The organism is Roseovarius sp. MBR-79, from assembly GCF_053628555.1.
In genome coordinates this window covers 20,800-30,071 of the sequence record NZ_JBRJGP010000025.1, presented here as the reverse complement: position 1 = coordinate 30,071, position 9,272 = coordinate 20,800, and the positions used below count along the sequence as shown (strand labels likewise).

The 9,272-nt window shown below is 59.7% G+C and carries 9 protein-coding genes and 2 pseudogenes; 4 read left to right on the top strand and 7 right to left on the bottom strand.

Annotation, left to right across the window (positions count from 1 at the left end; genetic code table 11):
* Window positions 1–99: 99 nt before the first annotated feature.
* The 4 genes and pseudogenes from ACSSV8_RS17775 to ACSSV8_RS17760 all read left to right on the top strand — a co-directional run.
* Window positions 100–300: pseudogene (locus tag ACSSV8_RS17775) on the top strand (IS21 family transposase); the annotation flags it as partial.
* Window positions 290–1,081 carry an IS21-like element helper ATPase IstB gene (gene istB / locus ACSSV8_RS17770; protein WP_454283343.1) on the top strand — a complete coding sequence of 264 codons (792 nt, stop codon included), beginning with the start codon at window positions 290–292 and terminating at the stop codon, window positions 1,079–1,081. The pseudogene ACSSV8_RS17775 and the gene istB, both read left to right, overlap by 11 nt.
* Window positions 1,082–1,128: 47 nt before the next feature.
* Window positions 1,129–1,389, top strand: a pseudogene (locus tag ACSSV8_RS17765) (transposase domain-containing protein); the annotation flags it as partial.
* 78 nt (window positions 1,390–1,467) lie between these two features.
* Window positions 1,468–1,617 carry a recombinase family protein gene (locus tag ACSSV8_RS17760; RefSeq protein WP_454283342.1) on the top strand — a complete coding sequence of 50 codons (150 nt, stop codon included), beginning with the start codon at window positions 1,468–1,470 and terminating at the stop codon, window positions 1,615–1,617.
* 278 nt (window positions 1,618–1,895) lie between these two features.
* Here ACSSV8_RS17760 and ACSSV8_RS17755 read toward each other — a convergent pair whose 3' ends face one another.
* From ACSSV8_RS17755 to ACSSV8_RS17725, 7 genes are read right to left on the bottom strand one after another with little or no spacing between them, the layout of a single operon-like run.
* On the bottom strand, window positions 1,896–3,053 hold the full coding sequence (locus ACSSV8_RS17755) for an acyl-CoA dehydrogenase family protein (protein ID WP_454283341.1): 1,158 nt from the start codon (window positions 3,051–3,053) through the stop codon (window positions 1,896–1,898).
* Window positions 3,054–3,097: 44 nt separating this feature from the next.
* Entirely contained in the window at window positions 3,098–3,898 is an 801-nt protein-coding gene (locus ACSSV8_RS17750) for an HpcH/HpaI aldolase/citrate lyase family protein (protein ID WP_454283340.1), read from the bottom strand.
* Window positions 3,899–3,918: 20 nt separating this feature from the next.
* On the bottom strand, window positions 3,919–4,755 hold the full coding sequence (locus tag ACSSV8_RS17745; protein ID WP_454283339.1) for an FAS1-like dehydratase domain-containing protein: 837 nt from the start codon (window positions 4,753–4,755) through the stop codon (window positions 3,919–3,921).
* Entirely contained in the window at window positions 4,748–5,647 is a 900-nt protein-coding gene (locus tag ACSSV8_RS17740) for an NAD(P)-dependent oxidoreductase (protein ID WP_454283338.1), read from the bottom strand. The genes ACSSV8_RS17745 and ACSSV8_RS17740 overlap by 8 nt, the downstream gene beginning before the upstream one ends.
* Window positions 5,644–6,408: an SDR family NAD(P)-dependent oxidoreductase gene (locus ACSSV8_RS17735; RefSeq protein ID WP_454283337.1), complete on the bottom strand. Its 765-nt coding sequence runs from the start codon at window positions 6,406–6,408 to the stop codon at window positions 5,644–5,646. Before ACSSV8_RS17735 ends, ACSSV8_RS17740 begins: the two co-directional genes overlap by 4 nt.
* Complete coding sequence (locus tag ACSSV8_RS17730) at window positions 6,395–8,458, bottom strand: oxidoreductase (protein WP_454283336.1); 2,064 nt, start codon at window positions 8,456–8,458, stop codon at window positions 6,395–6,397. Before ACSSV8_RS17730 ends, ACSSV8_RS17735 begins: the two co-directional genes overlap by 14 nt.
* Window position 8,459: 1 nt before the next feature.
* Window positions 8,460–9,269, bottom strand: coding sequence for an enoyl-CoA hydratase/isomerase family protein (locus tag ACSSV8_RS17725; RefSeq protein ID WP_454283335.1), 810 nt, complete (start codon window positions 9,267–9,269; stop codon window positions 8,460–8,462).
* Window positions 9,270–9,272: the final 3 nt, after the last annotated feature.

The following is a 9,272-nucleotide window of genomic DNA, read 5'->3' as shown; positions in this document are numbered from 1 at the left end:
CAACCAGTTCGCCATAATGTTCGGCGAGCGCTTCGACGCTTGAGTATCTGAAACCGCATGGACCGGGCCAGATACACAGAGTTCATGACACTCCCCTGCGCGGTGGAATTGGCATTGGAGGCTGGCGTGCCCACCAAGACCCATGTGCTGAATCTGCTCCACAGGCTGCTGGATGGCAAGCTGACTGACCAGCCAGACGTGAACCCGCCAGCCGCCTTGTCGCTGAGCAAGGAGCCCGAGGCCAATGTCGCGCGCTATGATGGGTTGCGGGTCCAGAAAGGAGTGCGCGATGCGTCATGATCCCGCTGGCGCAGCCATCGTCATCATGCTGCGCAGCCTGAAGATGCCGGGCATGGCGCAGGCCGTGCAGGATCTGCATGAACAAGGATCGCCCGCATTTGAAGCCGCCATGCCGATCCTGTCGCAACTGCTCAAGGCGGAAATGGCCGAACGCGAGGTGCGATCTATCGCCTATCACATGAAGGCGGCCCGCTTTCCGGCTTACAAAGACCTCTCTGGCTTCGACTTTGCCGCCAGCGAGATCCGTGAAGCCTTGGTCCGCCAACTTCATCGTTGCGAGTTCATGGACGCGGCCGAGAATGTGGTGTTGATCGGAGGCCCGGGAACAGGAAAGTCGCATGTTGCAACCGCCCTCGGCATTCAGGCCATTGAGCATCACCGAAAGCGTGTCCGCTTCTTCTCGACCGTGGAATTGGTCAACGCGCTGGAGCAGGAAAAGGCACAAGGCAAAGCCGGGAAAATCGCCGAGGCGCTGGTCAAGACCGACTTGGTGGTCTTGGACGAGTTGGGATATCTGCCGTTCAGCGCCTCTGGTGGCGCGCTGCTCTTCCATCTTCTGAGCAAGCTGTATGAACGCACCAGCGTCATCATCACCACCAACCTGAGCTTCAGCGAATGGGCCAGCGTCTTCGGCGATGCCAAAATGACCACAGCACTGCTCGATCGTCTCACCCATCGCTGCCACATCCTCGAGACCGGAAATGACAGCTACCGCTTCAAGGCCAGCTCCGAAACAGCGAAGAAAAAGCGAAAGGAGGCAACAGCATTGACGCCATCATAATCAGCAGATCATAACGATTGGGTGGGTCAGATCTCGATGAAAATGCCGGGTCAGTTCTCAGTGACAATCAACACCCGATTGGTATAGGACGGAAAAACTGGCTCTTCGCCGGTGCCGATACCGGCGCAGAAACCCTCGCACGGGCGATGACGGTCATTGAAACGGCCAAGCTGAATAGTCTCGACCCGCTGGCCTATCTAGCTGACATCCTCGACCGCATCCACGATCACAAGATCAACAGACTGGATGAATTGCTGCCCTGGAACTGGGTGCCGCTGACATCCGTGACGAACAGTCAAGCCGCGTAAGCTGCGGTAGCAATGGCGTGGTTACGAAATTCCTGACTCGCCTCGACGGGAAGCGGTGTCGAGATCGCGGCGGCAGACATGCCAGAGGCCAACCGCTTCCTGTTGCACGTCATGGCTGCAGTCGCAGAGCACGAGGCACAAGCCATATCGGATCGCACACGCGCAGCTCTGGCGACGGCTAAGGCGCGGGGGGCGGTCCTTGGCTGGTCCATGACCGAGCGCAAATAGGACAAACGGCAGGCATCCCGTAAGGGCGCGGCCAAGAACGCTAAAAATGTGACCCTAGACGTGCTGGTACTAGCCAAAAAATCTGGGCTATCCATGTCGCGACCATGAAGGTTGCACAGAGATTCAATCATAAGGAAACCATACTACAATGGCACACATCCGGGCGAGCCTTGAATGAGCTGGCAGGTAACTTCTCTATGAAGAAGAATGAATTTTAGCCACATCTCATAGGTGGTAAAACCTGCCCGTCGCAACTTGATATTCTCTGACAGTGTCCCTCAATAACTACGCGGCATCTTCAGCACGTGTTCGGCAAGGTAGGATAGGATCAGGTTGGTCGAGATAGGAGCGACTTGATAAAGTCTGGTTTCGCGAAACTTGCGTTCGATATCGTATTCTTCGGCAAAACCGAACCCGCCATGGGTCTGCACGGCCGCCTCCGCCGCCTCCCAGCTGGCTTCTGCGGCAAGCATCTTGGCCATGTTCGCCTCAGCGCCCGGGTTTGCCCCTGTCTCATAAAGACGAACCGCCTCGTGCACCATCAACTCGGCCCCGCGCATCCGCGCATAGGCCTGAGCTATGGGGAACGAAATGCCTTGGTTCTGCCCGATCGGCCGCCCGAAAACCTCGCGCTCCGACGCGTAAGCCGACGACTTTTCGATCAGCCATTTGGCGTCACCGATACATTCAGACGCAATCAGGATACGCTCTGCATTCATGCCTGACATAATGTAGCCAAAGCCGCGCCCCTCCTCGCCGATCAGGTTCTCGGCGGGTACCTCTACATTATCAAAGAAGACCTCGCAGGTCGCGTGGTTCATCATCGTTCTGATGGGCGAGATGCGCAGGCCGTTCTTTTTCGCTATGGTCATGTCGAGGATGAACACAGACAGCCCGTCGGTCTTTTTCCTACATTCCTTTTCGGGCGTTGTACGGGCCAGCAAGATCATCAGGTCAGAGTACTCTGCACGGCTGGTCCATATTTTCTGGCCGTTCACAATATAGCGGTCGCCTTCCTTGCGCGCCATGGTCTTAATCGCAGGCGTGTTTGTACCGCTACCCGGCTCGGTCACGCCAAACGCCTGCAAGCGCAGCGATCCGTCGGCGATTCTCGGCAGATACTTCTTTTTTTGCGTATCATTTCCATGCCGCAGCAACGTGCCCATTGTGTACATCTGCGCATGGCATGCAGCCGCGTTGCAACCCGCCCGATGGATCTCCTCCAATATCGCAGTGCCAGCAGACAGGCTCAATCCTATGCCGCCGTATTCCTCGGGAATAAGCGCGGAGAGAAATCCCTGCTCTGTAAGCGCAGACACGAACTCAGAGGGATAGGCCCGCTCGCGGTCCAAATCGCGCCAATATTCGCCCGGAAACCCCGCGCAAAGCTTTGCGACCGCATCGCGGATCTCCTGGTGTTTCTCAATCTCTGGCATGACTCACTTCCTCATTCGATCTTCAAATTTGCCGCGCCAAAGCGCTATCTCGTCTCGCCCGGTTCCAGTATCTGTCGCGCGCGTAGCAGCATCGGCCGATCCACCATCTTGCCGTTCACCTCAACCACATCGCCATCCGCCGCGTCGAGCGCCGCAACGACGCAGCGCGCCCAATCGAGTTCGGCTTCAGTGGGCGCGAAGCCCTCGTTGACGAAAGAGACCTGGCGGGGATGGATACACAGCTTGGCTGCGAAACCGATTTGTCTGGCGCGCATGATATCCACCACGATCTCATCTGAGTTTTCTAGCGATACGGTCACACCGTCTATCGGTCCGGGCAGATCCCCCAGCCGAGAGGCGAGGACGATCTCGAACCTCGCCGGGTCCAGCACCGAACCGGTGCCAGGAATGCGTGCGTCCGCTCCGAAATCTATATTGCCAAAGGCAATGCGCGCCACTTCTGGCAGCTGGACGGCTTCACGCAGACGGGCCAGCCCCTCAACCGTCTCGACAATGGCGATGAGAGGCCGACCAGGTAATTCCGCCGCGATCCGACGCAGTGTATCCGGCGTTGCCTTCGGCACCATGACCTCCGCCTTTTGATGACGCGCCAACAAAGCAATATCTTCTTGCCACCACGTTGTGTTTTCCGCGTTGATTCGCACGATGCCCTGGCCACACTTGTCAAACCATGCGTCGACATGGTCTCGCGCCCTATCCTTAGCCTGCCCGCCAACGGCATCTTCAAGGTCGAGGATGATGCGATGCGCGCCGGATGCTGCCGCTTTGGCGAACCGCTCAGGATGGTGCCCAGGCACGAAAAGATAGCTTGATGGTTCTGTCATCTGTGATGCCTGATCCCCGTTCAGCTTTCGACGCTACCAGTCATATGGATGCCCCGGGTGCTTCGGGTGTGGAATGTTCCGTTGCCTGTCGCCTCGACGCAGACCGACAGGCGATCGCCACAAATCGCCGGGGAAACGCCCCTATAATTGATCCGGCCCGGATGCTTTCCCCGGACTGCTGCCACGGCATTGAGCAGCAGCGTGGCCTGCAACGGACCGTGCACGACAAGACCGTCATACCCCTCCACGTTGGTCGCATAAGGCAGATCGTAATGAATGCGGTGCGAGACGAAAATGATCGCAGAGTACCGAAACAAAAGCGCGGGTCCGGTTTCGACATACCATAATACGGGCAGGTCGTGTGGGTTCGCGCCAGAGCCCAGCTTGGCGGCTGGCGACGGCTTGGCCTCGGCAGGGGCCCGGTAGACGATATCCTGCCGTTCGCGGATCGCCGTGCCGCGTTTCGTCGTATAGTCGTGGTCCAACGAAACGAACCACAAGTCGCCGGACCGCCCGGTCTTTTGCGTCACGTCCGTGATCACGGTGCGGCGCGTGATCCGGTCTTCGACCTGCAAGGGCGCGATCAAGTCCACTGTCCCACCTGCCCACATCCGCCGGGGCAGTGGCGGCGGCGGGAGGTATGGGTATTGCACCGGGTGCCCATCCACCCCCAGTCCCGCCATCGTTTCAGTCGTGGGGAAGAGACACCAGTGGCTGCCAAGCGGCGCCTCGCCTGCCTTCACCGGGGCGATATACGGGTCCATCGTGGCGCGAAAGCTGCCGACCATACGTTCGGTCAGTGTATCCTCGGCGGTGAACTCGCGACCGATCCAATCGTGGAGGTCAGTCTTAGTCATGATCTGCGGCCTCGCCCCCTGCCCCGGTGGCCGCGACCATGCTCCAGGTCTCGAACGTCTCGTCGCCGACACTTGCAAGAACCGAGCGGATCGCAGAGGTCATGGGCAGCGGGCCTACCTTGGCGCCAATGGACAACGCAAGGTCGATATCCTTAGTGATGATGGATTGCAGCGCGTCGAATTGACTGCGTGTGCCTGCCCAAGCGGTATAGGCTTCGGAGGCGGCATTGGGCCTGGTTGTCAGGAAATTGCGGCCGGTCCCGGCCTCGAAAACCGGGATCGCGTCGGGCAGTGACAGGCCGTTCTCGATCCCGATGCGGTAAGCTTCGGCAGCGACCATCAGCATCGAGATGCCAACCAAGTTGTTAACGATCTTGGTTGCCTGCCCGGTCCCAAGCGCACCGCAATGGAATATCTCCTCGCCCACCGCCTCGGCAATAGGGCGCAACGTCTCACAATTGGCTTGCGTGCCACCCATGATGATCGCCAGCGTGCCCGCCCGAGCCTTGACCACGCCGCCGCTCACGGGGGCGTCCATGATTTCCACGCCATGCGGTTCCAGATCGTCGGCGAACTCGCGCATTGTCGCAGGCGCGACGGTGCCCATGATCGCGATCAGGGGTTTGGTGTCCGTCAAACCCTCAATGATGCCACCCGCGCCGAAGATCACGTCGCGCGCCTGATTCGGCGTTGCAGTCAGCACAATCACAACGTCGCAATTAGCACAGTCGGCGGGGCGGTCTGTGCAGCGCAGGCCCAGCGCCGCGAAGGGCGCGCGCGCTATCTCGCTACGGTCGCAGACTGTCAGGTCGAGACCAGCCTCATGGATGTTCTTCGCCATTGGCGCACCCATCACGCCGACGCCAATCACAGCTACGCTTTGCACGGTCATTGTGCACCTCCGTGGATGGTCACGCCGCTGTCTACCGACATCACCTGTCCGGTGACCACCCGCGCTTCATCTGAGCCAAGGTAGACCGCCATCTCTGCGATATCTATCGGCTGGCATGGCCCAAGAAGGTGAATGTCAGCCAGCAAACGGATTTCCTCACGCTCCTTCATGATCCGCTCTGCGCGAGGTGTCATCACGAGTCCGGGCGCGATGGCGTTTACGCGGATCTTGTCCGGCGCATATTCCACCGCCATTGATCGAGTCATAGAGGCTACGCCGCCCTTGGCCGCCGTGTAGCAATCACGCTCGGTCAACGCCATGAGGGCGGCCATCGACGACATGTTGATAACCGATCCGCCACCCGCACGTGCAATCTCCGGGATGGCATATTTGCAGCACAAGAACGTTCCATAGAGGTCGAGCTTAATAACCCGCCAAAACTCCTCGTCCGGGGCCACGGTCACGCGTCCGTCTGCGGGGCTCGACCCGCCGGCGACATTGCACAAGATATGGAGTGGGCCGAACCGATCGAAGGTTGCAGCCATCGCGGCCTTCACACTCTCGGGATCGGTGATGTCGCAGACCTGAGCGAGGCCATACTCGCCAGCGCCGGCCTCTTTTAGACATTCGACCAGTGCATCCGCATCGATGTCGGCAGCGACGATCTGCGCGCCTTCCTCGATGTAACGGCGGCAGATTGCGCGGCCGATCCCGCCCGCCGCGCCAGTAATGAACGCGGTCTTTCCCTCAAGTCTCGGCATCATTCCCTCCTGATCCAATCATCCAGCCTGCCCGCTCTCCGTCGACGATAGCGTGATCCACCTGTCGAGGCGCGAGCGCGTCACCGACGATATGCACTTCCAGCCCAAGCGCTCGCAGCGGGTCCGCAAGAGCTTTGCAGGCGACATTTCCCATTGCCAGAACTACCGCACCTTTGTGATCCAGCCGCGTCTCCTGTTCGCCGAAGCGGTCCTCGCAGATCACAACGCCTGGCAGAATCCGCGTTACGAACGTGGCAGGACGGACGGCAACACCCATACGCGCGAGCTTGCGGTAAAGTTGTGGGGCGTGATGCACAGGCAAGTCGGCACCGGCGTGCATGTGAGGCGTTATGATTGTCACCCCGCAACCGCGCGACGCAAGCATCTCCGCCGCCGCGGTGCCCGACAAATGCGGGTCGTCCTCAATTATGATCACGTCGCCCGAAAACCGCTTGGGCTGCTTGAACACATCCCAGACTGTGGCAACGCGCGCGTCATCTGCACCCGGTATTCCGTCCACCCCGGGCCTCAGCGACGTGTAACCATCCGCGCGCGGCACCGATCCTGTTGCGACCACCGCAACAGTAAAACCTTCCTCGGCAATCGACTCTGCATCGGCCTCAACGGACATTCGAATGTTCACGCCTGCCCGGTCGAGCATCGTGGCCTGCCAGCGGTGAATCTCGGCGTAGCCCTGACGCGAGGCGATCGACGCTGTCATCAGGTTCTGACCACCAAGCGCGCCGGACGCCTCGAACAGCGTCACGTCATGACCGCGCTCCGCAGCAATGCGCGCAGCAGCCATGCCCGCAGGCCCGCCCCCGATCACAGCCACCTTGGCGGGCCGCGCAGCTTGATACATTTCGCCCATGCCAAGCTGAGACTCTCGCCCGACGGCCGTATTGTGGATGCAGCCCACACCCCGCCCGCGATCCAGACCGACGATACAGGTTTGGTTGGAATAGGTGCAAAGCCGTATACCCGCGCGATCCCCGCGCTCTGCCTTCATAGGCCATTGAGGGTCCGAGATCAGCGCGCGCGCCATTCCGATAAAATCCGCTTGGCCATTGGCCAGCACCGCCTCGGCATCCTCGGGCGTGGATATACGCGACGATACGCAAACCGGAATGCCATCCGCTGCATCACGGATTTGCGCTGCGTAGGGGGCAAATTGGGCCGTCGGGGCAGTGATGTCAGAAATCCAGCCCGGATAGTGCAGCGAGGTCAGACCGCTCACGTTGACATAGCTCGCTCCACCCGTCCGCAGCCTCCGGGCGATCTCCGTCGCGTTATCAATAGTTAGTCCGCCGGGCACTTCGTCTATCGCGTTCATCCGTACGCCTATCAGGAAATTATCCCCTGCCGCCGCACGCACCCTCGCCAGCGTATCCATAAGGAAACGCATTCGGTTATCTAGGGAGCCTCCGTATTGATCTGTTCGCTTGTTTGTGACCGGGGACAAAAATTCGTGGAGAAGATAGCCTTGTGCTGCAAACAGCTCGACCCCGGCTGCCCCGGCTGCTTGCATGTTGAGCGCCGCATCGACCATCGTAGCGATGTATTCCTCGATATCGCCATTATCCATCTCTTTGGGGATCTCCCCCGTGCGCGGGCAGGCCAAGGGGGAGGGTGCATAAAGCGGTAAGCCGAACTGCGTCGTGCCAGGCGAACGAAGCTGCCGACCGCTAGCGTTGAGCTGCGCCACGAAATGCGCCCCATACGCCGTGATCTCTGCAATCATGCGGGCATACTCAGGTTGCAGGCTGGCATCGTTGGCAAGGTCCAGACCACCCAGTGGTGTCGTCTCAAGCGTCCCCCCCCAACTGCCCATCGTCTTCCACGATTTCGGCATTAGGAAGTTGGACATAATGATGAGCGCGGCACCTCCCTTGGCCCTCTCGATATGATAGGCGGCGGTGCGATCAATGGCCGACCCGTAGCCCGCCCCAAACATCACTGCATGGGGCATCATTGCGACACGGTTACGTAGCGTGACATGGCCGATGGTCAGGGGCTCGAAGAGCCTAGGATATGCCGCGTTAACCATCATATCAAAACGGCGATTTCTTTGGAAAATCAGGCGGTCGCTTTTCCTCGAACGACTTCAGTCCTTCAGTGGGATCCGACCCCGAAAATCCCAGCATTTCAAGCGCAAGGGAGGTATCGAATGTTGGACCGGCCTGCCGCAACCAATTGTTGAGCGCGTACTTCGTCCACTGAATGGCCGAGGGCGAGCCATTGGCGAGCCGCGTGGCGACGTCCAGCGCCTTGGAGTCTAATTCGTCATCCTCGACCGCCAGAGCCACGATGCCAAGACGCTCGGCCATCTCCCCGGTTACTGGCTCGTTCAGCAGGAGATGATACTTGGCCTTCGCCATGCCACAGAGCAGCGGCCAGATGATCGCCGCATGATCGCCCGCTGCCACGCCGAGGCGCACATGGCCGTCGACCAGCTTCGCGGTCTTGGTCGCGATGGGAATATCGGACACGAGTGCGGCCGCCAGCCCCGCCCCAACGGCGGAGCCGTTGATCGCGGAAACGATGGGCTTGGAGCAATTTATGATGTTGTAGACAAGATCGCGCGCCTCGCGCCACATATTAGCGCGCTCCTCGAAGCTCTGCGTCAACTTTTCAACAACCTCAAAGTCGCCACCCGCCGAGAACGCCTTGCCTTTGCCTCTCAGGATAACTGCGCGCGTGTCGCGATCCCGATCCACCACCCGCCAGATATCAGCCAGTTCCCTGTGACCGTCGGCATCAAGAGCATTCAATCTCTCGGGTCGGTTCAGCGTCAGGCGCAGAACGCCATCCGCGGGGCGATCCACAAGTATCGAGTTAAAAGACGAATAGGCGTCGGACATCGG

Bases quoted from the DNA above. Each gene is read 5' to 3' on its own strand.
- ACSSV8_RS17750 (WP_454283340.1), bottom strand. From the start codon at position 3,898: ATGACAGAACCATCAAGCTATCTTTTCGTGCCTGGGCACCATCCTGAG.
- ACSSV8_RS17755 (WP_454283341.1), bottom strand. From the start codon at position 3,053: ATGCCAGAGATTGAGAAACACCAGGAGATCCGCGATGCGGTCGCAAAG.
- ACSSV8_RS17745 (WP_454283339.1), bottom strand. From the start codon at position 4,755: ATGACTAAGACTGACCTCCACGATTGGATCGGTCGCGAGTTCACCGCC.
- ACSSV8_RS17740 (WP_454283338.1), bottom strand. From the start codon at position 5,647: ATGACCGTGCAAAGCGTAGCTGTGATTGGCGTCGGCGTGATGGGTGCG.
- ACSSV8_RS17735 (WP_454283337.1), bottom strand. From the start codon at position 6,408: ATGCCGAGACTTGAGGGAAAGACCGCGTTCATTACTGGCGCGGCGGGC.
- ACSSV8_RS17760 (WP_454283342.1), top strand. From the start codon at position 1,468: ATGCCAGAGGCCAACCGCTTCCTGTTGCACGTCATGGCTGCAGTCGCA.
- ACSSV8_RS17730 (WP_454283336.1), bottom strand. From the start codon at position 8,458: ATGATGGTTAACGCGGCATATCCTAGGCTCTTCGAGCCCCTGACCATC.
- ACSSV8_RS17725 (WP_454283335.1), bottom strand. From the start codon at position 9,269: ATGTCCGACGCCTATTCGTCTTTTAACTCGATACTTGTGGATCGCCCC.
- istB (WP_454283343.1), top strand. From the start codon at position 290: ATGCGTCATGATCCCGCTGGCGCAGCCATCGTCATCATGCTGCGCAGC.